The organism is Ruegeria sp. HKCCA6707 (genome assembly GCF_013033515.1).
In the GTDB taxonomy this organism is placed as follows: Bacteria; Pseudomonadota; Alphaproteobacteria; order Rhodobacterales; family Rhodobacteraceae; genus Ruegeria.
Window position 1 is genome coordinate 267066 of the sequence record NZ_WQEG01000005.1, and the last position, 26035, is coordinate 293100.

26 protein-coding genes are annotated in these 26035 nt (G+C 58.4%); 8 read left to right on the forward strand and 18 right to left on the reverse strand.

Annotation, left to right across the window (positions count from 1 at the left end):
• The first annotated feature begins 136 nt into the window (after nucleotides 1-136).
• Nucleotides 137-976 (forward strand): CPBP family intramembrane glutamic endopeptidase, encoded by an 840-nt coding sequence (locus tag GOW40_RS14195; RefSeq protein WP_171131010.1) that lies wholly within the window; start codon nucleotides 137-139, stop codon nucleotides 974-976.
• On the opposite strand, the gene GOW40_RS14200 is transcribed toward GOW40_RS14195, so the two are convergent.
• A complete protein-coding gene (locus tag GOW40_RS14200; RefSeq protein WP_171100812.1) occupies nucleotides 977-1435 on the reverse strand; it encodes an Lrp/AsnC family transcriptional regulator in 459 nt (152 codons plus the stop codon).
• 135 nt (nucleotides 1436-1570) lie between these two features.
• On the opposite strand from GOW40_RS14200, the gene ald reads away from it, so the two are divergent.
• Nucleotides 1571-2689 (forward strand): alanine dehydrogenase, encoded by a 1119-nt coding sequence (ald, locus tag GOW40_RS14205; protein WP_171136479.1) that lies wholly within the window; start codon nucleotides 1571-1573, stop codon nucleotides 2687-2689.
• A gap of 183 nt (nucleotides 2690-2872) precedes the next feature.
• Here ald and GOW40_RS14210 read toward each other — a convergent pair whose 3' ends face one another.
• Nucleotides 2873-3679 (reverse strand): mechanosensitive ion channel domain-containing protein, encoded by an 807-nt coding sequence (locus tag GOW40_RS14210; protein ID WP_171131012.1) that lies wholly within the window; start codon nucleotides 3677-3679, stop codon nucleotides 2873-2875.
• A 223-nt stretch (nucleotides 3680-3902) separates the two neighbouring features.
• Here GOW40_RS14210 and GOW40_RS14215 point away from each other — a divergent pair, with 223 nt between their 5' ends.
• Entirely contained in the window at nucleotides 3903-4601 is a 699-nt protein-coding gene (locus GOW40_RS14215) for a glutathione S-transferase family protein (RefSeq protein ID WP_171131014.1), read from the forward strand.
• Between the two features lie 43 nt (nucleotides 4602-4644).
• Here GOW40_RS14215 and GOW40_RS14220 read toward each other — a convergent pair whose 3' ends face one another.
• Entirely contained in the window at nucleotides 4645-5094 is a 450-nt protein-coding gene (locus tag GOW40_RS14220; RefSeq protein WP_171131016.1) for a YtoQ family protein, read from the reverse strand.
• Nucleotides 5095-5180: 86 nt separating this feature from the next.
• Complete coding sequence (locus GOW40_RS14225) at nucleotides 5181-5813, reverse strand: class I SAM-dependent methyltransferase (protein ID WP_171131018.1); 633 nt, start codon at nucleotides 5811-5813, stop codon at nucleotides 5181-5183.
• An 86-nt stretch (nucleotides 5814-5899) separates the two neighbouring features.
• Here GOW40_RS14225 and GOW40_RS14230 point away from each other — a divergent pair, with 86 nt between their 5' ends.
• Complete coding sequence (locus tag GOW40_RS14230; protein ID WP_171131020.1) at nucleotides 5900-6775, forward strand: LysR family transcriptional regulator; 876 nt, start codon at nucleotides 5900-5902, stop codon at nucleotides 6773-6775.
• Between the two features lie 33 nt (nucleotides 6776-6808).
• Here GOW40_RS14230 and pheT read toward each other — a convergent pair whose 3' ends face one another.
• The 7 genes from pheT to GOW40_RS14270 all read right to left on the reverse strand — a co-directional run bounded on the left by pheT (nucleotide 6809) and on the right by GOW40_RS14270 (nucleotide 15376).
• Nucleotides 6809-9205, reverse strand: coding sequence for a phenylalanine--tRNA ligase subunit beta (gene pheT / locus GOW40_RS14235; protein ID WP_171131022.1), 2397 nt, complete (start codon nucleotides 9203-9205; stop codon nucleotides 6809-6811).
• 78 nt (nucleotides 9206-9283) lie between these two features.
• The gene (locus GOW40_RS14240; RefSeq protein WP_171131024.1) at nucleotides 9284-10090 is read right to left on the reverse strand and encodes a PHB depolymerase family esterase; all 807 of its coding nucleotides are present in this window, start codon (nucleotides 10088-10090) and stop codon (nucleotides 9284-9286) included.
• Between the two features lie 601 nt (nucleotides 10091-10691).
• Nucleotides 10692-11765 carry a phenylalanine--tRNA ligase subunit alpha gene (pheS, locus tag GOW40_RS14250; RefSeq protein ID WP_171231062.1) on the reverse strand — a complete coding sequence of 358 codons (1074 nt, stop codon included), beginning with the start codon at nucleotides 11763-11765 and terminating at the stop codon, nucleotides 10692-10694.
• A gap of 84 nt (nucleotides 11766-11849) precedes the next feature.
• Entirely contained in the window at nucleotides 11850-13220 is a 1371-nt protein-coding gene (locus GOW40_RS14255; RefSeq protein ID WP_171131028.1) for a glutamate--cysteine ligase, read from the reverse strand.
• A gap of 64 nt (nucleotides 13221-13284) precedes the next feature.
• Nucleotides 13285-13812 (reverse strand): hypothetical protein, encoded by a 528-nt coding sequence (locus GOW40_RS14260; protein ID WP_171131030.1) that lies wholly within the window; start codon nucleotides 13810-13812, stop codon nucleotides 13285-13287.
• On the reverse strand, nucleotides 13809-14654 hold the full coding sequence (locus tag GOW40_RS14265; protein ID WP_171131032.1) for a GNAT family N-acetyltransferase: 846 nt from the start codon (nucleotides 14652-14654) through the stop codon (nucleotides 13809-13811). Before GOW40_RS14265 ends, GOW40_RS14260 begins: the two co-directional genes overlap by 4 nt.
• Complete coding sequence (locus GOW40_RS14270) at nucleotides 14651-15376, reverse strand: 16S rRNA (uracil(1498)-N(3))-methyltransferase (RefSeq protein WP_171131034.1); 726 nt, start codon at nucleotides 15374-15376, stop codon at nucleotides 14651-14653. Before GOW40_RS14270 ends, GOW40_RS14265 begins: the two co-directional genes overlap by 4 nt.
• Before the next feature lie 12 nt (nucleotides 15377-15388).
• On the opposite strand from GOW40_RS14270, the gene ubiA reads away from it, so the two are divergent.
• From ubiA to GOW40_RS14285, 3 genes are all read left to right on the forward strand, one after another.
• Complete coding sequence (gene ubiA, locus GOW40_RS14275) at nucleotides 15389-16351, forward strand: 4-hydroxybenzoate octaprenyltransferase (RefSeq protein ID WP_171131036.1); 963 nt, start codon at nucleotides 15389-15391, stop codon at nucleotides 16349-16351.
• 66 nt (nucleotides 16352-16417) lie between these two features.
• Complete coding sequence (locus tag GOW40_RS14280; protein ID WP_171131038.1) at nucleotides 16418-18328, forward strand: OmpA family protein; 1911 nt, start codon at nucleotides 16418-16420, stop codon at nucleotides 18326-18328.
• The gene (locus GOW40_RS14285) at nucleotides 18329-18649 is read left to right on the forward strand and encodes a hypothetical protein (RefSeq protein WP_171100779.1); all 321 of its coding nucleotides are present in this window, start codon (nucleotides 18329-18331) and stop codon (nucleotides 18647-18649) included.
• Between the two features lie 6 nt (nucleotides 18650-18655).
• On the opposite strand, the gene GOW40_RS14290 is transcribed toward GOW40_RS14285, so the two are convergent.
• Genes GOW40_RS14290 through pgsA form a run of 3 tightly spaced genes read right to left on the reverse strand, consistent with a single transcriptional unit; the run spans nucleotide 18656 to nucleotide 20020 of the window.
• Nucleotides 18656-19099 carry a molybdenum cofactor biosynthesis protein MoaE gene (locus tag GOW40_RS14290; protein WP_171131040.1) on the reverse strand — a complete coding sequence of 148 codons (444 nt, stop codon included), beginning with the start codon at nucleotides 19097-19099 and terminating at the stop codon, nucleotides 18656-18658.
• A gap of 4 nt (nucleotides 19100-19103) precedes the next feature.
• Nucleotides 19104-19349: a molybdopterin converting factor subunit 1 gene (gene moaD, locus GOW40_RS14295; protein ID WP_171131042.1), complete on the reverse strand. Its 246-nt coding sequence runs from the start codon at nucleotides 19347-19349 to the stop codon at nucleotides 19104-19106.
• 2 nt (nucleotides 19350-19351) lie between these two features.
• A complete protein-coding gene (gene pgsA / locus GOW40_RS14300) occupies nucleotides 19352-20020 on the reverse strand; it encodes a CDP-diacylglycerol--glycerol-3-phosphate 3-phosphatidyltransferase (RefSeq protein WP_171131044.1) in 669 nt (222 codons plus the stop codon).
• A gap of 179 nt (nucleotides 20021-20199) precedes the next feature.
• On the opposite strand from pgsA, the gene GOW40_RS14305 reads away from it, so the two are divergent.
• The gene (locus GOW40_RS14305; protein ID WP_171131231.1) at nucleotides 20200-21084 is read left to right on the forward strand and encodes a DMT family transporter; all 885 of its coding nucleotides are present in this window, start codon (nucleotides 20200-20202) and stop codon (nucleotides 21082-21084) included.
• Here the strand turns inward: GOW40_RS14305 and uvrC are convergent.
• The 4 genes from uvrC to GOW40_RS14325 form a co-directional block, all read right to left on the reverse strand.
• Nucleotides 21081-22943, reverse strand: coding sequence for an excinuclease ABC subunit UvrC (gene uvrC, locus GOW40_RS14310; RefSeq protein WP_171231063.1), 1863 nt, complete (start codon nucleotides 22941-22943; stop codon nucleotides 21081-21083). The two genes, GOW40_RS14305 and uvrC, sit on opposite strands and share 4 nt — an antisense overlap.
• A 290-nt stretch (nucleotides 22944-23233) precedes the next feature.
• Nucleotides 23234-24013, reverse strand: coding sequence for an SDR family oxidoreductase (locus GOW40_RS14315; RefSeq protein WP_171131049.1), 780 nt, complete (start codon nucleotides 24011-24013; stop codon nucleotides 23234-23236).
• Between the two features lie 15 nt (nucleotides 24014-24028).
• Nucleotides 24029-24991 carry a calcium/sodium antiporter gene (locus GOW40_RS14320; protein WP_171131051.1) on the reverse strand — a complete coding sequence of 321 codons (963 nt, stop codon included), beginning with the start codon at nucleotides 24989-24991 and terminating at the stop codon, nucleotides 24029-24031.
• A 168-nt stretch (nucleotides 24992-25159) separates the two neighbouring features.
• Nucleotides 25160-25957, reverse strand: coding sequence for a S49 family peptidase (locus tag GOW40_RS14325; RefSeq protein WP_171131053.1), 798 nt, complete (start codon nucleotides 25955-25957; stop codon nucleotides 25160-25162).
• Nucleotides 25958-26035: the final 78 nt, after the last annotated feature.

Consider the following 26035-nt stretch of genomic DNA (forward strand, 5'->3'; position numbering starts at 1 on the left):
TCGCCTCGATAGTCGAATTTGAACTGAAGCTGCCCGGGATACAAGCAACGGAACACCCAGATTGCGCCGGGTTGCACTGTTTGCTTGCTTTTTCCGCATCGTTCCTTGCATCAAACAAAGCATAGCGGAGGATATCTTGGCGTTCTTTCTGAGCTTGCTACCACAGATCTGGCCCTGGCTGGTCATCGCGGCCGCCCAGATCACTGCGTTGGGCGGGCGGCGCGAACTGGGCTTGGGAATGATCGCCATCCTCGGGGCATATGCGCTCAGCATTGGGGCGCTGTCACTCTCGGCAACACTTATCATCGCTTTAGGAATGGCCGGTGCCGCTGTACTTCCACGATTGGGTGGTCGTCTGGCTGTGCTCGGGCATCTTGCGTTTGTCGTATGGAGCGTGGCGTTGGGCGCGCATCTGGTGCCTGGCGTGCAGAACTTGCTGATACTGGATCAGGTCACGGCGGGACCGGACAGCGGGATGTTCACGCTTTACCTGAACCTCGACAAGCCCATGGTGTTCTTTGCGGCGCTGCTTGCATGGCCCGCTATCCTGCACACGCGGACCGAATTCAATCCTGCCCCCCTGTTTCTGGGCCTCGCTCTGCTGCCCGTGCTTTTTGCCGTTGGGGTCTGGAGTGGTGCCGTGCGTCAGGAAATCGCGCTGCCCGACTGGTGGCTGCTGTTTGCCTTTTCAAACCTGTTCCTGACTTGTCTGACGGAAGAGGCGTTCTTTCGCGGTTATCTGCAATCCGCCCTGTCAGCGCGCTTTGGTTCCTTGGTCGGTCTGATGCTAGCCAGCCTGCTTTTCGGATTGGCACACGCGCCCGGAGGTTTGGAACTCGTCGTTTTCGCAAGTATTCTGGGACTGGCCTGCGGGCTGGGATATGCTGCGACGGGTCGCCTGTGGGTGCCGACGCTTATGCATTTCGGCTTCAATTTCGCCCATCTGACACTGTTCACGTATCCCGGACCGGTCTGATCAAACCGGCAGCGCCGTGGTCTTGAACACCGTCCGCAGTGCAAACGAGCTTTGCATCTGTGCCACACCCGGCAACCGCGAGAGGTATTGGCGGTGAATTCGGGCGAAATCCTCGGTGTTTTCGGCAACAACTTTCAGAATATAGTCAGCGGTTCCTGCCATAAGGTGGCATTCCAGAACGTCAGGTATGCGGGCGACACTTTTCTCGAAAGCTTCCAGTACTTCTTCCGCCTGCCCCTGCAAGGTGATCTCGACAAATACGGTTGTCGGCACCCCCATTTTTCGCGCGTTCAGCAGAGCCACATAGTCGCGGATATAGCCCTCGCTTTCCAGCCGCTGAACGCGGCGATGGCAGGCAGAGGGCGACAGATTCGCCTTCTCGGACAATTCTGCATTCGACATCCGCCCTTTGACCTGCAAGGCGGCCAAAATCTTTCGATCAGTTGCGTCGAGGCTCATTGTCGCACAATCCTTGCAGATTTGCTTCTGTTCTTCGAATATTTTCCTGTATTTTTGAACTCACGCAAGCAGAGTTTCACAAAAATTGCACGATAAACCGCCCATAATTTAGGCAGTTTATGAATGGAGATCCCCATGAAAGTCGGTTGCCCCAAGGAAATCAAACCGCAGGAGTTTCGTGTCGGCATGACGCCAAACGCGGCGGGCGAAGCTGTGGCGCGCGGCCACGAAGTGATCATCGAAAGCGGTGCCGGACTGGGCGCAGGTTTCGACAATGACGCCTATATCGCCGCTGGGGCCCGCATCGTCGATACGGCGGAAGAGGTGTTCGCGACCGCTGACATGATCGTCAAAGTCAAGGAACCGCAGGCGGTAGAGCGCAAGATGCTACGCGAGGGTCAGCTGCTGTTTACCTACCTGCACCTGGCACCCGACCCGGATCAGACCCATGATCTGCTTGCGTCGGGTTGCACGGCTATTGCCTATGAAACGGTTACGGATGCCTCAGGTGGCCTGCCGCTCTTGGCTCCGATGTCCGAGGTTGCCGGGCGTCTGGCCCCACAAGTCGGGTCATGGACCCTGCAAAAAGCCAATGGCGGGCGCGGCGTACTGATGGGCGGTGTACCCGGTGTCGGACCGGCGAAGGTTGTTGTTATCGGCGGTGGTGTTGTGGGGACACATGCGGCCAAGATCGCTGCCGGAATGGGGGCCGATGTTACGGTACTCGATCGGTCCCTGCCGCGTCTGCGGTATCTGGACGATGTCTTTGGTGCACAATTCAAGAACCGCTATTCGACCGCCGGGGCCACAGCCGAGTTGATTGCCGATGCCGATATGGTGATCGGTGCGGTGCTGATCCCTGGAGCGGCCGCGCCAAAACTGGTCTCGCGCGCGCAATTGTCGACAATGAAACCTGGCGCCGTTCTGGTGGATGTGGCCATTGACCAGGGCGGATGTTTTGAAACCTCAAGGGCAACGACCCATGCGGATCCGATCTATGAGGTCGACGGGATCATGCACTACTGCGTGGCCAATATGCCTGGCGCTGTGGCCCGCACGTCGACCATTGCTCTGGGCAACGCCACCATGCCGTTCATGCTGTCACTGGCAGACAAAGGCTGGAAGCAAGCCTGTCAGGATGATCCGCATCTGTTGGAAGGTCTGAATGTCCACGCGGGGCAACTGACCTATTATGCAGTCGGTAAAGCCTTGGGGATCGACGTCGTGTCCCCGAACCTGGTGATCAAGCCGTAACGCTCCCGCCCCTGAACGCTTCCACTGGCGTGGAAGCGCTACAGCGTTGGGCCAAGCGCCGCGCCAAGGGCGCGGCGCGGTTGCGCAAGACGAAATACCACACACTCTAAGCGCCGCGCGCCAGCGCGGCGCTGGGCCCAACCGGAAAAGGGTATTTCCAATACCTGTATGACGGGCGGGAGCTTACCCCTGTTTTTGTATTTCGACCGAATGCGGATAGGGGATCGACACACCTTTGGCGTCAAAGGCCTCTTTCACCGCTTTGGTCAGTTCAAATTTCACGTCCCAATAGTCCGCTGCCGCGCACCAAAGCCGGGCGGTCAGATCAACCGAACTGTCCCCCAGATTGGTCACCCGCACCCAGGGTTCCGGATCGCCATGGATCCGTTCATCTGCCTTGGCGATATCCAGGATGATCTGCATCGCCTCATCGGCGCTATCGCCATAATCGATACCAAAAACCAGATCGACTCGGCGCGTATCATGAGCAGAGTAGTTGGTAATGACCGACCCCCAGGCCTGACCATTGGGCACAATGATTTGTACATTGTCGGGTGTGACAAGTTCGGTAGTGAACAGATTGAGGTCTTTCACGGTACCCGCAGTGCCACCGATATCCACAAACTGACCCAGCTTATAGGGTCGGAAAACCACCAGCATCACGCCAGCCGCCAGATCGCTCAAGGTACCCTGAAGCGCCAGACCGATGGCCAGCGACGCAGCACCCAATATAGCGACAATGCTTGTCGCCTGGATCCCGAAGATGCCCAGGACAGCCACAAGCACGATGGCCAGCAAAGCCCATTTCACGATGCTCGCGACAAAATTCCCTAATGTTGGATCGATTTGTGGCGTCGCGTTGATCCGTCTCCGAACCATGCCGCTAATGGCGCCTGCCAGTGTCCAACCGACAACCAAAACAATCAGCGCTTTTATTGCACTCAAGATAAGAGGCCCAAATGCGCCCACCTGTGCTGAGATCTCTTCCACCTGCATCTCCTCTGTCCAAACAAGCGAACCGCGCCCCGAGGCGCGGTTGTCTGCAGAAAGTCTGATCTATCGGAACACTTTTTTCTAGGGGAGCGATTGCGCATTTGGTCCCCTTTGTTCTTCAGCAAACACTCACTGACCGATCATGCACAGAGTTGCGCCTGACGCGGCCCGCAAATCTTGCCAATCTACGCAGTAGACAAGCACACCAGGAGCAGACCAGATGAAAGACCTATCAAGTTTCCCGATTATGGCCAGATGGCCCGCCAAAGACCCTTCGGTCTTACAGCTTTACTCCTACCCCACGCCAAACGGGGTCAAAGCTTCGATTATGTTGGAAGAAACCGGCCTTCCCTATGAGGCGCATCTGGTCACTTTGGCAGACTCTGATGTCAAAAGTCCCGAGTTCCTGTCTCTGAACCCCAACAACAAGATCCCTGCGATTATCGACCCTAACGGCCCAGACGGACAGTCCATCGGCCTTTTCGAAAGCGGTGCGATTCTGCTCTATCTGGCGGACAAGACAGGACAGTTCATAGGGCAAACGGCCGGGGATAAACACCGAATAACCCAATGGCTTATGTTCCAGATGGGTGGTGTGGGCCCGATGTTCGGCCAGCTTGGGTATTTCCACAAATTTGCAGGCAACCAGATTGAAGATCCCCGCCCGCGTGAACGCTATATCAACGAGGCCAAGCGCCTTTTGAACGTTTTGAACACACAGCTGGCAGATCAAGATTGGATTGCCGGAGAGTATTCAATCGCGGACATGGCTCTGGCGCCCTGGCTGAATGCGCTTGAGTATTACGGGACCAAAGACCTGGTTGAATGGGACAGCTACAGCAATCTGACGGCCTATCTCGACCGGTTCATGGACCGCCCTGCGGTCCAGCGGGGCAAATTGATCCCTGCGCAAAGCTAAAGAAAACCGTGGCCAGGCGCGCGCTCAGCGTCCCTGGCCGTGCTCACCTCGGAAGTTTTCCGGTCAGTACATAGCGCAGGATTTCAACAACTTGCACAGGCTCTTCGGCCACCGCCAAAGCCGCAGCATCTACTTCTTTCAGCGCGTGCTGATGATCTGGGCCGTGCAGAACGATCAGCGATTTTCCCAGGGCCGCCGCATAGCCCGCATCAAACGCAGCATTCCACTGTTTGTATTTGTCACCAAACCGAACCACCACAACATCGGCATCAGCAATGCCTTTGCGGGTGCGGATCGCGTTCACCATCGCGCCCTTGTGGTCGTGCCAATACTTGTTGGTCTCGGCGCCGAGAATGGCAACCCCGCAATCGTCGCTGGCCCCGTGATCGGTGACCGGGCTGTTGAAAGTCACATCCAAACCCTCTGCGCCATCAATGATTTGATCACGCCAATCGGTGTGGATTTCTCCGGACAGGTATACATTCAGGCCCATGGCATTCTCCGCTATTGCATCAGGCCCTGTTTAAAGCGTGCCCGTGCAAAGCCCAATGCGGAAACGACCTTTTGGTTGTACCTTTGTTACGTTTTGCGGGCGACCAGATACCGGGACGGAGGTGTCGCGGGGAAATTCCCGCTTTCGATGATCTCGAACCCGGCGTTTTCGATGGCCGACTCGAGCGTCTTGATATCCAGCTGATTGACAAAGGGCGCTTTGCCCAAAAGCTGCATCACCGGCAGCAACAGCTTCAACAGACCGAATTTGAACCCCAGACCGCCTTGGGCAAGGCACGGCGTCTTTGAAATGAACAAACCGCCGGGCTTCACAACCTCATGTATCTGCGCAAGCGTGGCTTCCAGATCCTCCACCAGATGTAGAAGGTTGAAGGCCATTGCCACGTCGTAAGACCAATTCGGAGGGTGGCTCGCATCCGCTTCGACAAAAGCGACATTCTCGATCTCATGTTCGGCGGCTAGTCTGCGGCCAACGGCCAACATCCCAGGGGACACATCGCTGGCTGTAATCGTGTCAACGTAGCCAGACAGACGCAGGGCCGTGCGCCCTGTGCCACAACCCAGTTCCAACACGTTGTCTTCCTTCTTCAGGTAGGAAACGGTTCTGTCCAGCGTGTGCTCATAGGCGGCCATATCCCGTATCGGCGAACGGGAATACTTTTCGGCCAAACCATCCCAAAACTTTGCTGCAGTGGTCATAAGAGGGGTCTCCTTTAAGCACACGATACCTATACACTGATCGAATATGAATTGCTCAAATTCGCAGAACACCTATACGTAAATGTATGGATGGATTTGATTGGAACCACATTCGCGCGTTTCTGGCGACGGCTGAGACCGGGTCATTGTCCGCCGCCGCGCGCAAATTGGGGCAAACGCAGCCAACGCTCAGCCGTCAGGTGGCGGCGCTTGAGGATGACCTGGGTGTGATGCTGTTCGAACGCGTGGGCCGAACGCTTGAAATCACTCAGGCCGGGATCGAGCTCTTGGACCACACCAAAGCGATGGGTGAGGCCGCTGATCGTATCGCGTTGACCGCATCCGGGCAGTCCACGTCAATCGAAGGCCTTGTGCGCATCACGGCCAGCGACGTGATGTCCGCCTATATTCTACCGGAGGTGTTAAAGATCCTGCGCTCCGAAGCCCCGCGCCTGCGAATCGAAGTGATCGCCTCGAACGACATCCGTGACCTGATGCGGCGCGAGGCCGATATCGCAATCCGCCATGTCCGGCCCGAACAACCGGATCTGATTGCCAAGCTGATCCAGGATGCCACCGGATATTTCTATGCTGCGACCGATTACTTGGATCGAATGGGGCGACCGAAATCCAAATCGGATCTGGCAGATCATGAATTCATAAGTTTCGGCGACACAGATCAGATGATCGGCTATTTCAAACCGCTGGGTATTCCCGTCGACCACGACAACTTTCGGCTCGGGTCACAAAACGGGATTGTTGCCTGGGAATACGCCAAACACGGGTTCGGGATCGCGCCAATGTCCGAGCATGTGGGCGACATGACCCCAGGGATGGAGCGCGTTTTGCCAGATATGGACCCGTTTCAGTTCCCTATCTGGCTGACCACGCATCGTGAGTTGCACACCAGTCGGCGGATCCGGCTGGTTTTTGACGTGCTGAGCGCGTTTTTCTCGAAATGAAAAGCGCGCAGATCACTCTCTGTCCCAATGGGTTCAGCCGCGCAGCACGCCACCTGTGGCTTTGCTCACTTTGGCGATGATCTTTTCGGCAACAGCTTCGATGTCTTTTTCTTTCAGCGTGGAGTCTGTCGGCTGCAGGCGCACGGTGATGGCCAAGGATTTCTTGCCCTCACCCAGGCTGCCACCGATGAACTCGTCAAAGACACGCACGTCTTCGATCAAGGCTTTGTCGGCGCCTGCGGCGGCGTTCACCAGCGTCAGTGCCTCGACGCCTTCATCAACGACAAAGGCAAAGTCACGCTCGACCGCTTGCAGATCGCGCAGTTCCAGCGCCGCGCGGGTGGCACCGGATTTACGCGGCATCGGGACTTCATCCGGCCAGATTGTGAAGGCCATTGCCGGGCCTTTGATGTCCATCGCCTGAAGGATACGCGGGTGCAATTCGCCAAAGACGCCCAAAACCTTCTTGGGGCCGAGACAAATCTTTCCATGACGCCCGGGATGCCACCATGCATCACCATCGCGCAGGATCTGAACCTTGGCTGGAGCGCCAATGGCCGTCAGAACCGCCTCGGCATCGGCCTTTGCGTCGAACAGGTCAACCGGGCGTGACCCGCCCTGAACATCTTTGGGCCCGTTGCGCCCAACCAAAAGGCCCGCAATCTGGGTTTTCTGGTCCCCTGGCTCGCCATCATGGAAAACCGGGCCAACTTCGAACAGCGCCATATCGGCATAGCCGCGCGCCTGATTGCGGGCTGCGGCCTGTAACAGTCCGGGCAGCAGATCCGGGCGCATATGGCTCATCTCGGATGAGATCGGGTTTTCCAGCTGCGTCGCCTCATCGCCGCCCCCGAACAGGGCTGCCGAGGCTTGATCAATGAAGGTGTAAGACACGCATTCATTATAGCCCAACGCCGCACAGGTGCGCCGTGCCATCGACTGTCGCCGCTGAGTCGGGGTCATCACCGGTTTTGGAATGCCATCGCTCACGCGCGGCAGCGGCTTGCCTTCCAGCTTGGTCAGCGACGCAATCCGCGCGACCTCTTCCACCAGATCCGCCTCACCCATCACATCGGGCCGCCAGCTGGGTACATGGGCCATGTCACCGTCCAGACGGAACCCAAGACGGGTCAGTGTCTGGCGTTGATCGCTTTCGGGAATGTCCATCCCGACCAGAGACTGCACACGCTCGGCATCCAGCTTATAGGCCCGCGCATGGTTTGGCGCTTTGCCCGCCTCAACCACGTTCGAAACCTCACCGCCGCAGATATCCAGGATCATCTGCGTCGCCTGCTCCAACCCTTCACGGGTGTATTCCGGGTCAACCCCGCGTTCAAAGCGATAGCGCGCGTCCGAGTTGATTTTCAGCGCCCGGCCCGTCAGAGCAATCTGCACGTGATCCCAGAACGCGCTTTCGAGAAAGACGTTCACGGTGTCTTCGGTACAGCCGGTTTCCTCACCGCCCATAATGCCCGCGATCGATTCCGGGCCCTTGTCGTCCGAGATAACCATCATGCCGGGCTGAAGGGTGTATTCCTTCTCATCCAGCGCCACCAGCGTTTCGCCACCTTTCGCGCGATGCACCCGCAGATTGCCCTGCACCTTGTCAGCGTCAAACACGTGCAGCGGGCGGTTATGATCGAAGGTCATATAGTTGGTGATATCCACCAAAGCCGAGATCGGGCGCAGGCCAATAGCCTTCAACTGATCCTGCAACCACTGAGGGCTGGGGCCGTTCTTGACACCCCGGATCAAACGCCCGGTGAAATGTGGGCAGCCGTCCAGAGTGTCTTCATCAATCGAAACCTTGATCGGGCTTTCGAAATCCCCCGGTACCGGCGCATAGTCGCGTTGTTTCAGCGTTCCGATGCCGCGCGCCGCCAAGTCGCGCGCGATGCCTTCGACGCCCAGGGCATCCGGGCGGTTCGGTGTGATCGCAATCTCGATCATCGGGTCAACCTTGGACGGGTCGTTCTCGGCCAGCCAGTCGACAAACTGATCGCCAACCTCACCCGAGGGCAGTTCGATGATGCCGTCATGTTCGTCCGACAGCTCCAACTCACGTTCCGAGGCCATCATGCCGAAGCTTTCGACACCCCGAATCTTGCCAACATTGATGGTCATATCCAGACCGGGGATATACATGCCCGGCTTGCAGACCACGACAGTGATGCCTTCGCGCGCATTGGGCGCACCGCAGATGATCTGCAAATCGCCTTCGTCGGTCGCGACGGTGCACACACGCAGCTTGTCCGCATCCGGGTGTTTCTCGGCCTGTTTCACATGGCCCAGCGTAAAGCCCGCCAGCCGGTCCGCCGGGTTCACGATTTCTTCGACCTCAAGGCCAAGGTCGGTCAGCGCCTCGGCGATCTCATCAACCGAAGCATCCGTGTCGAGGTGGTCTTTCAACCAGGACAGAGTGAATTTCATTGCAGCGGGCCTTTTTGGGCAAACATCCGATTGGCACAGGCAATGGCAAAGATTGCACCAAGGTGCAAGCGCTGCGCGTCACGGATAGGTGGGGGTGCGGCCCAAAAGTTCGTCCAACTGCCGTCCGATCCAGCCATGGGGGATGAAATGCCCGCCGGGATGGGTATCCAAGACCACCTGCCCCTGCGCGCAATCCGTCCATTCCACACGGCTGAGGGTCAGGAACGGCTCGACATTCCAATCCCCGCGCGGCGTTGCACCGTTACAGCTGTATTTCGCGCGCCATAGCGCCACCGGATAGGTCGTATCCCCGCCCGGGCCAAAGGGAAAATCCATCACCGTATCGTCCAGCCCGTGTACATGGCGCGCCTCGGCCGGGGCTTCGGGGCAGGATTCGGTTTGCGGGATCGAGCCCGCAACGCCCAACAACGCCGCAACGTCATTGCCGGACTGGCAAACATAGCGCCAGGCCATCGCGCCGCCAAATGAATAGCCCGAGACATAGATACGTTCGGGATCAATCGGATAGCGTTTGGCCACATCCTCCAGCACCGCATCGGCAAAGGGCACGTCATCGGTGTCAGAGGTCCAGAAATTCCAGGTCTTGCGCAGCCCGTTCGGGGCCACCAGCAACACGCCCCGCAGCTTGGTCGCACCCGCGATACGTTCATGGTTCACCACCACGGTCCCCTGCCGCGCCCAGCCGTGGAAATGCAACAGCACCGGCAGAGGCGTCTCACCGTCCCAGCCCTCGGGCTCCAGCACATGGTACGAGCGATCGCCCAGTTCACAGGCCGTATCGCCGTGGCAATCGGTATTCCACGGGCCCATGGCCAGGGCGGGGGTGGCTGTCAGCAGCAGCGCGCAAAGCAATTGATAGATCATGACGCGACCCTACCCAGACCGCTCCAGATGTCACGTCAAAAGCTTGTGCATGTCTGTTACAAGCCGCGCAAATTCCGAAGGCTCAGCCAAATACACAAGCCGCGCTATCGCCAGACCGCGGGATGGCGAAGTTCAGGCTGTGTTAGGCGCTTTATGCTAGCCAAATCCGCACTCTGTCCGAGCGTTGCACTGGTGGAACCAAATCGCCAGCCCGTGCGGGCGGTGTCGTCCATTGGGCTTAAACCAATGGCGCCGCAATGAACGACCGATAGCGCGGCGGCCTATCGGCCTTGTTCCGCGCTGACTACTTTCGGAAACCCTTCAAGAGCTTTCGTGTTTTCTGGAGCTGCTCATACTGGTCTTGGCGAATGGTTGTTTCCTTCATCCAGACTTTCCCAGCGATCTGTAAAGAGTGGAGTACAGGCAGCAAGACGAAGGCGCTAAACAAATAGCCGAACAATTCCCCGCCGAACCCAAAAGCCAGAAGCATCGCAACAAAACAGAGCGCGAACAATCCGATAATTTGCCACAACCGAATACCTTTAGCACGTCGATTGCACCAATCCAAATAACGCGCCAAGCACACGCCCAGTAGGTGCACCTATCTACTCAAACCACCATGCAAATTCGGCATATCCAGCGCTGCGAACCCGTAGTGCCTCAGCCAGCGCAGATCGCTATCAAAGAAGGCCCGCAAATCAGGGATGCCGTATTTCAGCATCGCCAGACGGTCGATCCCAATCCCGAACGCAAAGCCCTGATAGACGTCAGGATCGATCCCACCGGCGGCGATTACCTTGGGGTGGACCATGCCCGAGCCCAGGATCTCCATCCAGTCGTCGCCCTCGCCGATCTTCAGCTGACCGTTATCCCAGGAACAGCGGATATCAACCTCAGCCGACGGCTCGGTGAAGGGGAAGTGTGAGGCGCGGAAGCGCAGTTCGACGTCATCGACCTCGAAAAACGCTTTCACAAACTCTTCCAGAACCCATTTCAGGTTCGCCATCGAGATGTCTTTGTCGATGGCTAGCCCTTCGACCTGATGGAACATCGGTGTGTGGGTCTGGTCATAATCGGCGCGGTAGACACCGCCCGGACAGATCACGCGGATCGGCGCGCCCTGTTTCTCCATCGACCGGATCTGCACCGGCGAGGTATGGGTGCGCAGCACATGCGGCGGGCGGTTGTCGCCCTCGGCGCGATGCATATAGAACGTGTCCATCTCGGCTCGCGCGGGGTGGTGGCCGGGAATGTTCAAAGCGTCGAAATTGTACCAGTCGGTTTCAATCCGGGGCCCTTCGGCCACTGAAAAGCCCAGCTCGGCAAAGATTGCGGTCAGCTCCTCGGTCGCCTGGCTGATCGGGTGGATCGAGCCCTGACGGCGCGGGCGGGTCTGCAGGGTGACGTCCAGCCATTCAGTGCGCAAACGCTCATCCAGCGCTGCGTCCGCAAGGGCTGCCTTCTTGGCCGACAGCGCCGAGTTGATTTCATCTTTCAAAGCATTCAGCGCGGGGCCAGCCACCTGCCGTTCCTCGGGCGTCATCTTGCCCAGCTCGCGCATTTTCAGCGCGACTTCACCCTTTTTGCCAACGGCTGCAAGGCGGATCGCTTCAAGTGCGTCTTCGTCGCCCGCATCCGCGATCTGCCCCAGATATTTTGCCTTAAGATCGTCCATGACGTATTCCGAAACCGGCCTGTTCAATTTGGTCGAGAACCTGCTATCGGCCAACGCCTGTGAATGCAACCCGGCGCAGACGGCTCAGTAACTGTATTCAGGATAAATCCGGGTCAGATCACCGTTCCAGTCGCCGTGATAATGTTCAAGCAGCTCATCCGCCGGAACCTGTCCGGTTTCGATACTGTCTTTCAGCGCGTTCAGGAAATGGGTCTCATCCTGCACCAATCCCCCGGCACCGGGGCGTGCACGGGCTTTCAACCCCGCATCGGCGATACTGACCACTTCGCGAGCCAGATCGTGCATGTTGAGGCCACCCACCTGCGCCTGCAGACCATGGGTCGCGGCCTGAACGCGCAGCTCCTCGCGGGTTTCCGCATCCCATCCTTTGACCAGATCCCAGACTGCATCCAGCGCACCCTGATCATAGGTCAAACCAACCCAAAAGGCCGGCAAGGCGCAAAGGCGGCGCCACGGGCCACCATCTGCGCCGCGCATCTCCATGAACTTCTTGATCCGCGCTTCAGGGAAAGCGGTGGTCAGGTGATCGGCCCAATCACTCAGTGTAGGTGTCTCGCCGGGCAAAGCGGGCAGTTTGCCCTCAAGGAAATCCCGGAAGGACTGACCCAACGCGTCGATATATTTCCCGTCGCGATAGACGAAATACATGGGCACATCCAACGCGTATTCGACCCAGCGTTCGAACCCGAAACCGTCTTCGAACACAAAGGGCAGCATCCCGGTGCGCGCATCATCCAGATGCCGCCAGATATAGCTACGCCAGCTTTTCTGACCGTTGGGCTTGCCTTCAAAGAACGGCGAATTGGCAAAGAGAGCGGTTGCCACCGGCTGCAAAGCCAACGCAACGCGCAGTTTCTGCACCATGTCGGCCTCGGACCCGAAGTCGATATTGACCTGAACGGTGCAGGTCCGGCGCATCATGGCACGGCCCATAGTGCCGACTTTCTCCATATAGTCGTTCATCAGCAGGTAACGCCCTTTGGGCATCAACGGCATGTCTTCATGAGTCCAGATCGGTGCTGCGCCCAGCCCGATAAAGCCCACACCGATCTTGTCCGAGATGTCTTTGACATCGCGCAGATGGGCGTTCACTTCGTCACAGGTCTCATGGATCGTTTCCAGCGGCGCGCCAGACAGCTCCAGCTGACCACCAGGTTCCAACGAGACATTGGCCCCGTCTTTCTGCAGGCCGATCAGCTTGCCATTCTCTTCCAGCGGCTCCCAGCTGTGCAAGTCGCGCAGGCCCTGCAATACCGCCAGAATCGAGCGTTTGCCCTCATAGGGCAGCGGCTTGAGCGTATCCTTGCAATAGCCGAACTTCTCGTGCTCGGTGCCGATGCGCCAATCTTGCTTGGGCTTGCACCCCGATTCCAGATATTCGGCCAGTTGTTCATGGCGTTCGATCGGACCGCCGCCGGACTGAGGGATGGACATGAACCGTGCTCCGATCCTGCTGTGTCTGTCTTTGGGCCAGTGGTGGGCTCAAATGAACCAAGTGTCAATGGAGGGTCAAATGGGGTGGGCGCGAGGGCCTGCGTTCCCAAATGATCACCGGATGCAACGCGCCGCCGTTCAATTCCGACAACATTTGCTCGGTTTTCAGCCCCGGCAGGCTGGAAAACACATCGAACAGAGCTTCGGCCCCTTCGGCATTCACAGGAATGTGAACCGTCGGCTGGCCGTCTTGTTCGAGGATCCAATGCGCCGGGCTGAAGGTGGGATCCAGCGCCAACCGTTCGATTTCGCGTGCTGCGATGATGCCTCCGTTGAGCGGACCCAGATAGGTGATCTGGCCTTCATCTATTGTGACAACGCCCGGCCCACCGGCACCGGTGCGAAAGCGCACGCGTTGAAAACCGATGACTGCAAGAGCAATCGCAACCGCAACCAAGACCCAGCCCAACCAACCCAGCAAACCACCGGGACCGGAAATCCAGCTGAGGCCAACGATCAGTACAACCCCGGCTGCCAGAACTTCGCGCCAGCGCCACAAGGCCATTTTGGCTTCGGGTCGAATAAAACTCATGTCATCACCTGTTCTGGATTCTGCAACAGGGCAATCCGGTACCAGCCCACCTGCTGAAACCCGATTGCCTCATAGACGCGGGCAGCGGGCGGGTTGTTGGCAAACAATATAGCCCAGCGCGCACCTTGGGATCGGGCCCTTTTCATCAGGGCAAGCGTGACCTGACGGCCCAATCCACGTGTCCTGTCGTGGCGCGGCACAAATACTCCGCCAACCTGGATTTGATCTGCGACAGATGCGTTGACCGCCGCCATTGCAACCGGCTTGTCCTGCTCCAAAAGAACGATGGTACGCTGCCCTTGCAATTCGGATTGGAACCGAGCGACAGCCATGGTCTGTGCCTCATCCCCATTCGCTTGCCCGGTATCGGCAAAATAGTCGGCGAACCATGCTTCGATCAAAGGTGCATCTGTCGGTATCAGAGTCCGCGCCGGAGCTGCGCAATCTGGCGCTGTCTGAAGGTCAATCCGATAGAGTGGCTCGTCATCGAACAATCGATAATCCGCGCCACCAAGACCTAATGCGTCGAGTGTAAGCTGAACCTGTGGTGCCACTCCGGTCATGCCCAACACCGTTTCGCCCGCAATCGCCTTGGCAAAACCCGCAGCGGCTTCGGGCTCGCATCCGGGCAGCTGAGCCATCAGGTAACCCTTTTTTGTCAAGCCAAAGACACCTTCGATCTGACCCGTGCCCCAGATGAAATACCGGGAGGAGTGTTCAGAGGCACCAAACCCGACCCCGTGCTGCGACAGGTTGCTGCGCAGAAACATCGACGTCTCGGGATACTGCGATAGGTAATCTTCAAGCGCAGGTGCATCCGCGGGTACTGCTTCGCGGATCATGCCCAATCTCCCAAAGCCTGCTGCCACAAGGTCATCGCCGCCACAGCGGCTGTGTCAGCGCGTAGGATGCGCGGGCCCAGACTGACCACATGAGCAAAAGGCAAGCCGGTCAGCCGAGCGCGTTCGCGGTCGGAAAACCCGCCTTCCGGCCCGATCAGAATGGCCCAGGGCTGGCCTTTCTCGCGCGCGGCGAGGCGTAGCGCCGAGCCGACCTCGGCCTCATCGCAGAACATCAACTGGCGGCCTGCGGGCCATGTGTCAAGAAGGCGATCCAACCGTTCCAGCGCAGCCACCTCGGGCACATAGGTGCCACCGCATTGCTCGGCAGCTTCAACCGCGTGCGCCTGCAAGCGATCTTGGCGGATGCGTTCCGAATTGGTGAACTCAGTCTGTACGGGCAGGATGCGCGCAGCGCCCATTTCCGCCGCTTTTTCAACGATAAAATCGGTGCGCGCTTTCTTGATCGGCGCAAACAGCAACCAAAGATCCGGTGGCAATTGCAGCGGCTTAGTTTGCGTTTGGCACGTCAAAAGGCCAGCGCGCTTTCCAGCCTCGGCAACCTCGGTCAGCCATTCACCGTCTTTTCCGTTGAACACCGAAACCGAGGCACCCACGGTCAGACGCATCACCCCAAACAGGTAATGAGCCTGGTCACGCGACAAAGGAACGGATTGCCCTGCCCCAAGTGGCTGATCTACATACAGTCTGACTTTTGCACTCATGAGGCCTTACATATGCAAGGCAATGCCCCAACACCAGATGGTCAAGTCGCTGATGCGGTGCCCGACAATTGGGTGGATCGTTACGCCCCTGCGTTCAGCCGCCCCTATCTACGGCTCAGCCGGGCGGACCGGCCCATCGGGACATGGTTATTGCTGATCCCATGCTGGTGGGGCTTGGCACTGGCCATTCTCAGCGACGGCGCGGCAGGGTTCGAGGACATCTGGATCGCCATTGGCTGCGCCATCGGAGCCTTCCTGATGCGCGGCGCGGGCTGTACCTGGAACGATATCACTGACCGCGAGTTTGACGGACAGGTCGAACGCACACGGTCGCGTCCCATCCCTTCGGGGCAGGTGAGTGTACGTCAGGCGGTGATCTGGATGGTGCTGCAATGTCTGCTGGCGCTGGGTGTATTGCTGACCTTCAATCAGGCCGCCATTGCCATGGGCGTGCTGTCCCTGTTGCCCGTAACGCTCTATCCGTTTGCCAAACGCTTTACCTGGTGGCCGCAGGTGTTTCTGGGCTTGGCCTTCAACTGGGGCGCGTTGTTGGCCTGGGCGGCGCATACCGGAACGGTCGGATCCCCGGCGATCATGCTGTATCTGTCGGGCATCGCCTGGACACTGTTCTACGACACGATCTATGCCCATCAGGACGCCGAAGATGATGAGCTTGTCGGCATCAAATCCACCGCACGCCTTTTCGGAACGGATACCGCCAAGTGGCTCAAGTACTTTCTGGTGGCAACGGTGACGTGCATGGCGTTGGCGGTCATTGATGCAGGGTTGAACGTGGCTTCGGGCCCTGCCCTGTTTTTGGCGCTGGCCGGGCCTTGGGCCATGGGCTGGCATCTGGCCTGGCAATTGCGCGGCCTGGACATCGAAGACAACGACAAACTGCTGCAACTGTTTCGCGCCAATCGCGACACCGGCCTAATTCCGCTGATCTTCTTCTGCATTGCCCTGCTGCTTTGATTGCACCCCGACGCGCGTGGATATATGAGTGCGGTCCATCCGTTAGGGGGAGACTCGGTTCATCACATGCGACTGCCGTATTTCATCGTTGCGATTGTGATATTCGCGCTATCCGCGGCTCTGTCATATGTCGGGGCCGGATACGCGGTCACCCAGATCGAGGAAGAATCCGAATTTGCCGTTCGTCGCGCCCTGAACCTGGACGGTCACGATTGGGCCGAGGTGCAATCTGACGGGTTGCGCGTTGTTCTGACCGGGACCGCCCCCGATGAAGCAACCCGTTTTGCCGCCCTGACCTCTGCAGGGCGCGAGGTCGACACTTCGCGCGTCATAGACGAAATGGAAGTCGAACCCACTGCCGATCTGACCCCGCCACGCTTTTCCGCCGAAATCCTGCGCAATGACAGCGGCATCTCGATCATCGGGCTTGTCCCCGGTGCTATGGCGCGTGGCGATCTGGTCGAACGGCTGAATGCGGTGGCCCCCGGCACATCCGTATCCGACCTTATGGAAAGCGCTGACTATCCGGTGCCCAAAGGCTGGGACGAGGCCATCGACTATGCGGTTTCATCCCTGATCCGTTTGCCGCGTGCCAAGATTTCGGCCAGCCCCGGTCTGGTCAGGATCACCGCAATTGCAGAAAGCCAACGCGAGAAGGACCGGCTTGAACAGGAACTCACACGTGCCGCGCCGCCCAGCTTGCGGCTGGGCCTGTCAATCTCGGCTCCACGCCCTGTCATCACGCCCTTCACCCTTCGCTTTCTGATCGACGACAATGGCGCAAGGTTCGACGCCTGTTCAGCCCAGGATGAGGTTGCGCGCGATGCGATTGTTCAGGCTGCGCAAAACGCGGGTATGGATGAAACCTATAGCTGCACGATCGGGCTGGGCGTGCCCTCGCCCAATTGGGCCTTGGCCAGCGTGCAAAGCATAAACGCAGTGAAAGAACTGGGGCGGGGCTCGGTCACCCTGTCCGACGCTGACATCACCCTGATCGCAGCCAAGGGCACAAACCCCGCCCAGTTCGACCGCGTGGTGGGCGAGCTGGAAAACGCGCTGCCATCGGTCTTTGCCCTGCATGCCGTTCTTCCCGAGCCCGAGGTCGAAGAGCAAGTCGGCCCACCCGAGTTTTCCGCCACGCGCAGCCCCGAAGGCCTGGTTCAGCTGCGCGGTCGGGTCGGTGATGAAACCCTGCGCGACATGACCGACAGCTTTTCGCGCGCAGCCTTTGGCTTTGAACAGGTCCATACGGCCACCCGCATCGCACCTGATTTGCCGCCAGACTGGCCCATCCGCGTGTTGGCCGGGCTTGAGGCATTGGCTCAATTGAATAACGGTGCGCTGACGGTGACGCCCGACACCCTGGATCTATCCGGCATTACCCATGACCAAGGAGCCCGAGCACGAATCGCGGGTCTGCTTTCGGAAAAACTGGGCGATGCTCAGGACTTCACCCTGTCGATCACCTATGTCGAGCCGCCAAAGCCCGAAGACGCTCTGCCCGACCCTGAGCTCTGTGAAGCACAGATCGCCGAAGTTCAGACTGGTGCGAAGATCGCCTTTGAACCGGGATCGGCCACCATTTCCGAAACCTCGCGCGATACCGTTAATCAGATTGCGGATATCCTGCGCGAATGCGGCCCGATCCGGTTGGAAATTCAGGGCCATACCGACAGTCAGGGCCGGGAAGAGATGAACCAGCAGCTCAGCCAGGCCCGCGCGCAATCGATCCTGAACGAGCTGCGCGGGCGGCGCATCCCGACCTCCAGCTATTCTGCGGTCGGTTATGGTGAAACCCAGCCCATCGCCGACAACGACACCGAGGAAGGGCGGGAAGAGAACCGGCGGATCGAATTCCGGCTGATCCGGCCCGAGCCCATCGAACCGACCGAAACCGCGCTTGAGGCGATGGAGGCCGACGTGGACGCGCCCGAAGAGACAGACGAAGGCGCGGAACCGGATGCAGGAGACCAATAAGTGAACCGCCAAGAATTCATCATCGCCACCGCCGTCATCCTGTTTGCCGCCTTTTGCATGGGTTGGTTCGCCAACTGGCTGGCCCACCGCCTGTCCCGCGTCCGGCAAAGCGACGTGGCCGATCTGGACCGCATGAGCCAGGAGTTACACGAAGCCGAAGAAACCCGTGATCAGGCGATCACCTATTTGCAACAACGCGAGGCGGAACTGTCCAACCAGCTCAGCCAGGTCGAAGCCGAACTGGCCGCCGCCATGGAAGGCCTGCGTACTACACGCCAAGAGGCCGAAGAACTGCGCGAACGTCTGAACAACGCGGATTGACTGCGTCTACCACCGGTTCAATGCGTCTTCGTCCTCGTCTTTGGCGGCGACCCATTCAGCGCCTGCGCGTGTGATTTCTTTTTTCCAGAACGGTGCGCGGGATTTGAGGTAGTCCATCAGGAACTCTGCCGCCTCAAACGCGTCCTTGCGATGGGGTGAGGCTGTCGCGACCATCATGATCCGGTCACCCGGCGCCAGTCGGCCATGGCGGTGGATGATCAGAACGTCCCCCAAAGACCACCGCGCCATCGCATCCTCAGCAATCTTGGTCAGCGCGCGTTCGGTCATGCCGGGATAGTGCTCGATTTCCATCACATCCAGGTCGCCCGAAGCCAGATCACGCACGACGCCGGTGAAGGTCACGATAGCTCCGTTTGCGTTATCGCCCGCGGCGAAGGCATTTGCCTCGGCCCCCAGATCGAACGGGGCTTCCTGAACCGCGATACGCATCAGATCAACCGCCCGTCATGGGTGGGAAGAACGCAACCTCGCGGACGCCAGCCAGGGGCGCATCAAAGTCCGACAATTCCTGATCCAGTGCCACACGCAGGGCCGAAAGATCGGCAAAGGCCGCAGCATAGCGATCTTCGCGGGCGCTGAGTTCAGCCACCAGATCACCTACCGTCGCTGCCTGTGTTTCGACCCGTTCTTTCGGCAGGCCGATCCGTTCGCGTACCCAGGCAAAATACAGCACGTCCATCCCTAGCTCTCCTTCAGATGCGGCAAGGCCTTACGTAGGTAATCATAGCCGGTGATCAATGTCAGAGCTGCCGCCAGTAAGAGCAGCCACAGACCGATCTGGCCCGACCAATACATGCCGTTGGCGTTCCAACGCAATCCGTTCACATCCTCAACCTGACCAGACAGAACCTGTTCGACCAGCGTGGCATCCATACCAAAGCTGGCCATCACCGCGTAATGTTCAAAAATGCCCTGCGAGAATAGCACCGCAATGGCCACCATCTGCGTGGTGGTTTTCCACTTCGCGAGCTTCGTAACCTTCAGCGTGCCCGCCACATCCCCCAGATATTCCCGCAGGCCCGAGACAAAGACCTCACGGAACAGGATCACCGTTGCAGGCAGAACCAGCCACGGGGTCCAGCTGTCTTGCGAATAGCCGACGATGATCATCAGCGCGATGACCACCATGGCTTTGTCGGCAATAGGGTCCAGCATGGCGCCGATCTTGGTTTCCTGTTTCCACGCCCGCGCAAGATATCCATCGAACCAATCGGTGATCGCGGCAGTTAGAAACAGGATCAGAGCGAACCAATCGGCATAAGGCCGAGTGAAATACAAAAACATCACGGCCAGACCGGGCGCGGCCAGCAAACGCAAAACGGTCAGGATATTCGGCAAGTTCCACTTCATAGGGCGAACTCTACATCGGCGGGATAGGACAGAAAAGCCACGCAAGCAAAAATCTGCACCAATCCCAGACGCTTGGTCCATGCTGTCGGAACAGCCAAGCACATCCATTTGCCCCTTGGCGTCGGATCGAATTGGCGTCAGATTGCCGTCGAACTGGTGGCAAGGCAAAACCGTTGAACATGACCCCCAATATTCAGACCGACGCACGTTCAAACCTGATCGGCAGTGCGTGGATGATTGGCGCGATGGCCTGCTTTGCTTTGGAAGACGCATTCCTCAAAGCAGCCGCGACCGCGCTGCCGATCTGGCAAATCCTGGTGTTATTCGGCACAGGTGGAGCGGTCATTTTTGCGTGTGTTGCCGGTGCGCGCGGGACGCGGTTGTTTCAACCGGATGTGATGTCACCCGCTATGAAAATTCGCGCCGTGTTCGAGATTCTGGGTCGGCTGTTCTACGTGCTGGCCATAACACTGACGCCGTTATCCTCGGCCACCGTAATCCTGCAGGCCACACCGCTTGTCGTTGTTGCAAGCGCGGCGCTGTTGTTTGGCGAAACCGTTGGTTGGCGACGGTGGAGCGCCATTTTCGTTGGCCTTATCGGTGTCGTTGTCATCATCCAGCCAACCGGCGACAGTTTCACCTTGTTGTCGTTGCTGGCCGTGCTGGGAATGTTGGGCTTTGCCGGACGAGATCTGGCCAGCCGTGCAGCACCAGCCAGCCTGGGAACCGAGGTGCTGGGGTTTTACGGTTTTGTCTGCGTCATCATCGCAGGGTTTGCCTTTCGCTTTTGGGAACAGGTGCCAGCCGCACCGTTAGAGATCTATACCAGCATATCTCTGGCCTGTGCCGTTGGTCTTGGCACGGTCGCATATTCATCTTTGATGAAAGCGATGCGCACGGGTGAAGTTCCTGCAGTGACACCCTTTCGCTATTCCCGACTTTTGTTTGGCGTCGCGTTGGGCGTGATCTTCTTTGGTGAACGGCTGGACCAAACCATGTGGCTGGGCAGCGGTTTGATTGTCGCATCGGGGCTTTACATCCTTTGGCGCGGGCGGCGCGCCTAGCCCTTGTCATGGAAAAAGTCGTAAACCTTCTGCGCCAGCCCGGCTGATATCCCCTCGACCGCTTTCAGATCTGCCAGATTGGCCCGGCTGACCGCCTTGGCGCTTCCGAAATGCGCCAGCAGAGCGCGTTTGCGCGCCGCGCCGACGCCCGGGATTTCGTCTAACGGTGTCGCCCCAACTGCCTTGGCGCGCTTGGCGCGGTGGGTGCCGATGGCGAACCTATGGGCTTCGTCCCGCAGGCGCTGAACGAAATACAACACCGGATCATTGCGTTTCAACGCAAAGGGTCGCTGACCAATGCGGTGGAATTCCTCTTTGCCGTGATCTCGGTCGATGCCTTTGGCTACGCCGACCATTGGGATGTCTTCGATGCCATGCTCCACCATGATCTCATGCACGGCACTGACCTGACCAGCCCCACCGTCGATCAGCAACAGATCGGGCCACAGCCCCTTGTCGCGATCCGGGTCCTCCTTTTGCAGGCGCGTGAATCGGCGGGTCAGAACCTCTTTCATCATGCCGAAATCGTCGCCCGGTGTCAGGTCATCGCCCCGGATGTTGAACTTGCGATAGGCGTTTTTCATGAACCCTTCGGGGCCTGCCACGATCATACCGCCCACCGCGTTGGTGCCCTGAATATGCGAGTTGTCGTAGACCTCGATCCGACCCGGTGGACTGTCCAGATCGAAAGCTTCGGCCACCCCGCGCAGCAGCTTGGCCTGCGTCGCACTTTCCGACATGCGCCGTGCCAGAGACTCTCGCGCGTTACGTAGAGCACCGGCAACCAGTTCCTGTTTCTCGCCACGTTGCGGCACAAGGATCTCAACCCTGCGTCCAGCTTTTTCGCTCAGCGCGTCTTGCATCAGATCCGCGTTTTCGATCCCGTCTGACAGGATCAATTGCCGCGGCGGCTCCTTGTTGTCGTAGAACTGGCCAAGGAAGGCCTCCATCACTTCGGCAGGTGACACATCCGGCCCGATGCGCGGATAGAAATCCTTATTCCCCCAGTTCTGATTGGCTCGGATGAAAAACACCTGCACACAGGCCTGTCCACTGTCCATATAGAGGCCGATCACATCCGCCTCGGCCACGCCGCGCGGATTGATGCCCTGGCTGGTCTGCACTTGCGTCAGCGCACGGATCCGGTCGCGCAAACCTGCCGCGCGCTCGAACTCCATCGCCTCAGACGCGACCATCATCTGCTCGGCCAGATCCTCTTGCACCTTGGTCGACCGGCCCGACAGGAACCGTTCCGCGTCGCGAACGCTTTCGCGGTAGTCCTCCTCCGAGATCAGCCCGACACAGGGCCCTGAACAGCGATTGATCTGATAGAGCAGGCACGGCCGCGTGCGGCTGTCGAACATGGAATCCGAGCAGTTTCGCAGCAGGAATGCCTTTTGCAACTGGTTCAGCGTCCGGTTCACCGCACCCGCGCTGGCGAAGGGACCGAAATAGGCGCCCTTTTCCTTCTTGGCTCCGCGATGTTTCTTGATCTGTGGAAAGGCGTGATCCTTGGCAACCAGTATGTTGGGGAAGCTTTTGTCATCCCGCAGCAGCACGTTGTATTTCGGCTTGAGCTGCTTGATCAGATTCTGTTCCAGCAGCAGCGCCTCGGTCTCGGTCCGGGTGGTGAGAAACATCATCGATGCGGTCGCAGCGATCATCTTTTCGATCCGCCCTGAATGACCGGGCCGCGTGTAATTCGACACCCGAGCCTTGAGATTGCGCGCCTTGCCAACGTAAAGAACCCGGCTGTCGGCATCCAGCATTCGGTACACACCGGGCGAGCTGTCCAGGGTTTTCACATAACGCTGAATGCGGGCATAGCCGGTCTGGGGGGAATCGCTCTGGGTAGTCATGTTACTGGGATATGATTCTCTGCATGTGGCTGCAATCTTGTGCCGTTTAGATCAAGAGTAAACAAATCCACGACTTCTGTGGATAAGTGTGCAGATAACTTTGTAAGCTTTGGGATTTTCCCTTGATTTATGACCTGTTCGCCGATTTGCTCAAAAAATAAGCACAAATGTAAGCCATTGATTTAATGCAAAACTTTTTCACCTTCCGAACAAGTGTATGAAAAAAAAGACAAATTTGTAACGCGTTTGTAACAGAACCGAGAGCGGTGCAAAACTTCGGTCCCCAAACGCTATTCGACACCCATGACATCCGGAGTTTGCCAGCCTAGATGCTGGCCTCCGTCCACGCAAATAAGCTGTCCTGTGACTGCTGGAGCGTCCAGAAAATAGCCCAGCGCAGCGGTTATGTCCGAGGGATTCGCTCCACGCTCGAGGATCGTATTTTCGCGCTGCGACTTGAAATGGATCTCGCTCTGTCGGTGGCCTTGCAAGGTTGGGCCCGGACCGATTGCATTGACCCGAATGGCTGGTGTCAGGGCCTGCGCAGACGTACGGGTCAGCGCCCACAGCCCCATTTTGGCAATGGTGTAGGTCATGAATTCGGGCGTCAACTTACGAACACGCATGTCGACCATGTTGACGATAAGACCGGTTGCCACCGGCTCGTTCATCTCATCTGTTTCCGGCTTCAGCCCTTGCCGGGCCATTGCCTGTGTCAGCACGAAAGGGGCGCGCAAGTTGCTGTCGATGTGCCGGTCCCAGCTTTCACGCGTCGCGGTCTGAATATTGTCGTACTCAAAGATCGATGCGTTGTTCACCAAACAGGTGATTGGACCGCCCAGGGCTTCGGACGCTTGCGGCAGCAACTGAGCGATCTGTCCCTCATCCAAAAGATCCGCCTGCAAGGCAGTTGATGATCGACCCAATGCTCGGATTTCAGCAACGGTTTCGTACGCCTCGTCCGCAGATGTTGCATAGTGGACCGCCACATCCATTCCTCGACGCGCCAAATAGAGCGCCATGGCCCGACCGAGCCGTTTTCCCGCGCCAGTCACCAATGCTCGGGTCATCGCAGATCTCCGTACTCAGGCTAGAAGGATAACGATATAGCCTGCATATAGCGCGGTCAGAACCAAGCCCCAAGTGCGTGTGATATCTTGTTTCAAGAACACAAAGGGCAGCAACAGAAGCGAAGCCCCAAGCATGACCCAAAGGTCAAAGTGCAAGAATTCTGGGTCCACCGGGATCCGACCAAACAGCGTTGCAATGCCGATAATGGCCAGCAGGTTGAACATGTTCGAGCCGATGACATTGCCCAACGCCACATCCGCCTGACGACGCAAAGCGGCCATGACCGTTGTCGCCAATTCGGGCAGTGACGTACCGATTGCAACCAAGGTCAGGCCAATCACAGTCTCGCTGACACCATACACCCGGGCGATCACGGTGGCGTTTTCCACCAACAGATGCGCCCCGACGGGCAAACCGATCAGACCTAGAACCAGATAAACCGACAGCTTCCAATAGGGCATGTTTGGATCGGCCTCATCCAGACCTTCCAACTCATCATCATCCGCGCAGGCTTCGCCACAGGCTTTGCGATGGGCATGAGCTTCGCGAAAGGCGTTTGCCAGCACCAGCCCCAAGGCCAGCAGCAAAACCGCGCCGCTAAGCAGCGTAAACACGCCACAAAACGCCAGAGCAATGAACAGTACCGTCGCAAGCAACATGAACACATAGTTCTTGCGACTGTCGCACTCACTGGTGTGCAGCGTCGCCAACAAGGCCGGTAAGCCCAATACAAGAAGGATATTCGCGGTGTTCGAGCCGACAACATTGCCCAAAGCAATGCCCGGCGCGTTTTCCTGAACCGCACTGATCGCGATCAAAAGCTCTGGTGCAGATGTCCCGAAGGCTACGATCGTCAGGCTGACAATCAGCGCAGGCACTCCAAGGCGCAGGCTCAGGTTCACTGCGCCGCGCACCAGCGCGTCTCCTGCCAACAACAGGATCAACAGCCCAAGGCCTGAAAACAGCCACGCCGTCATCCGCGGCCTCCCTTTTCACAGGCGCAGGGGCCTTTGCCAATTCGAAACCGACCGCATCGAGGGCATTTGGCCGTGCTCAGCCGCTTTTGCCCCGGAAACCGTAGCTTGCCGAACATCGCCAACACGCCCATGCCAATCAAGAAAAAGGTGACCGCCTTGATGATCACGTCACAAACCGAAACGCGCGTAGGCCGCCCGCTCCTCAAGGCCTGCTATCGCGTCTTGTGCCAGCGACGCACCCAAACGAGACCAAAGCGGCTTGCGCTGCCCATAGCGGCGGAACTTGACCTTATCGCCGAAACGTTCCTGCATCTTGGGTTTCAAATGACCAATCCCGTCGATCAAACCCAGTTCCTGCGCCCGCCGCGCCAGCCAGACCTCGCCGGTAAAAAGTTCCGCGCTTTGGTCCAGCTTATCCCCGCGCCGCGCCTTGACGTGGTCGATGAAGTTGCCGTGGATGTCATTCAGCAAACCGATCAGGCGTGCGACATCCTCTTTCTTTTCAGGCGCAAAGGGATCGAGCATCGATTTGGATTTGCCTGCCGTATGCACCCGGCGTTCAAACCCCTGACGCGCCAGAAAAACATGGGCCCCAAAGCCCGACGAAATCACCCCGATCGATCCTAGGACCGAGCTGTCATCCGCCCAGATCTCATCAGCGGCCGCGGCCAGCCAATACCCGCCCGAGGCGGCCACATCTTCTACAAACGCAATGACGGGCACATCCAACTCTTCCGACAAGCGCCGAATCCGCGCCCCGATCAAAGAACTTTGCACAGGCGATCCGCCCGGAGAGTTCACTTCAAGCGCCACAGCAGCGGGCTTGCCCTTGCGAAACGCCTTTTCCAAAACCGGTGCAAGCGAAGCATCACTCATCGAATTGCGGCCAGCCATTCCGATGGCACCGGACAAACGAACCACGGCCACGCAGGGCTGTTTTTTGAGAAATGGCAGGCTGAACGTCATGGGTGCCGATGTAGAGTGCCCCAAGTCCTTAAACAAGGGAACGCCGCTGGCATATTCACCCCCTCAAGAAAAATAGCA

What these genes read in the sequence shown, in the direction of transcription:
- GOW40_RS14220 (WP_171131016.1), bottom strand. Translation starts at nt 5,094, where the DNA reads ATGGGCCTGAATGTATACCTGTCCGGAGAAATCCACACCGATTGGCGT.
- GOW40_RS14315 (WP_171131049.1), bottom strand. Translation starts at nt 24,013, where the DNA reads ATGACCCGAGCATTGGTGACTGGCGCGGGAAAACGGCTCGGTCGGGCC.
- ald (WP_171136479.1), top strand. Translation starts at nt 1,571, where the DNA reads ATGAAAGTCGGTTGCCCCAAGGAAATCAAACCGCAGGAGTTTCGTGTC.
- GOW40_RS14280 (WP_171131038.1), top strand. Translation starts at nt 16,418, where the DNA reads ATGCGACTGCCGTATTTCATCGTTGCGATTGTGATATTCGCGCTATCC.
- GOW40_RS14320 (WP_171131051.1), bottom strand. Translation starts at nt 24,991, where the DNA reads ATGACGGCGTGGCTGTTTTCAGGCCTTGGGCTGTTGATCCTGTTGTTG.
- uvrC (WP_171231063.1), bottom strand. Translation starts at nt 22,943, where the DNA reads ATGACTACCCAGAGCGATTCCCCCCAGACCGGCTATGCCCGCATTCAG.
- GOW40_RS14230 (WP_171131020.1), top strand. Translation starts at nt 5,900, where the DNA reads ATGGATGGATTTGATTGGAACCACATTCGCGCGTTTCTGGCGACGGCT.
- GOW40_RS14270 (WP_171131034.1), bottom strand. Translation starts at nt 15,376, where the DNA reads ATGAGTGCAAAAGTCAGACTGTATGTAGATCAGCCACTTGGGGCAGGG.
- GOW40_RS14255 (WP_171131028.1), bottom strand. Translation starts at nt 13,220, where the DNA reads ATGTCCATCCCTCAGTCCGGCGGCGGTCCGATCGAACGCCATGAACAA.
- GOW40_RS14325 (WP_171131053.1), bottom strand. Translation starts at nt 25,957, where the DNA reads ATGACGTTCAGCCTGCCATTTCTCAAAAAACAGCCCTGCGTGGCCGTG.
- GOW40_RS14215 (WP_171131014.1), top strand. Translation starts at nt 3,903, where the DNA reads ATGAAAGACCTATCAAGTTTCCCGATTATGGCCAGATGGCCCGCCAAA.
- pheS (WP_171231062.1), bottom strand. Translation starts at nt 11,765, where the DNA reads ATGGACGATCTTAAGGCAAAATATCTGGGGCAGATCGCGGATGCGGGC.
- pgsA (WP_171131044.1), bottom strand. Translation starts at nt 20,020, where the DNA reads ATGAAGTGGAACTTGCCGAATATCCTGACCGTTTTGCGTTTGCTGGCC.
- pheT (WP_171131022.1), bottom strand. Translation starts at nt 9,205, where the DNA reads ATGAAATTCACTCTGTCCTGGTTGAAAGACCACCTCGACACGGATGCT.
- GOW40_RS14240 (WP_171131024.1), bottom strand. Translation starts at nt 10,090, where the DNA reads ATGATCTATCAATTGCTTTGCGCGCTGCTGCTGACAGCCACCCCCGCC.
- GOW40_RS14225 (WP_171131018.1), bottom strand. Translation starts at nt 5,813, where the DNA reads ATGACCACTGCAGCAAAGTTTTGGGATGGTTTGGCCGAAAAGTATTCC.
- moaD (WP_171131042.1), bottom strand. Translation starts at nt 19,349, where the DNA reads ATGGACGTGCTGTATTTTGCCTGGGTACGCGAACGGATCGGCCTGCCG.
- GOW40_RS14260 (WP_171131030.1), bottom strand. Translation starts at nt 13,812, where the DNA reads ATGAGTTTTATTCGACCCGAAGCCAAAATGGCCTTGTGGCGCTGGCGC.
- GOW40_RS14200 (WP_171100812.1), bottom strand. Translation starts at nt 1,435, where the DNA reads ATGAGCCTCGACGCAACTGATCGAAAGATTTTGGCCGCCTTGCAGGTC.
- ubiA (WP_171131036.1), top strand. Translation starts at nt 15,389, where the DNA reads ATGCAAGGCAATGCCCCAACACCAGATGGTCAAGTCGCTGATGCGGTG.
- GOW40_RS14290 (WP_171131040.1), bottom strand. Translation starts at nt 19,099, where the DNA reads ATGCGTATCGCGGTTCAGGAAGCCCCGTTCGATCTGGGGGCCGAGGCA.
- GOW40_RS14265 (WP_171131032.1), bottom strand. Translation starts at nt 14,654, where the DNA reads ATGATCCGCGAAGCAGTACCCGCGGATGCACCTGCGCTTGAAGATTAC.
- GOW40_RS14305 (WP_171131231.1), top strand. Translation starts at nt 20,200, where the DNA reads ATGACCCCCAATATTCAGACCGACGCACGTTCAAACCTGATCGGCAGT.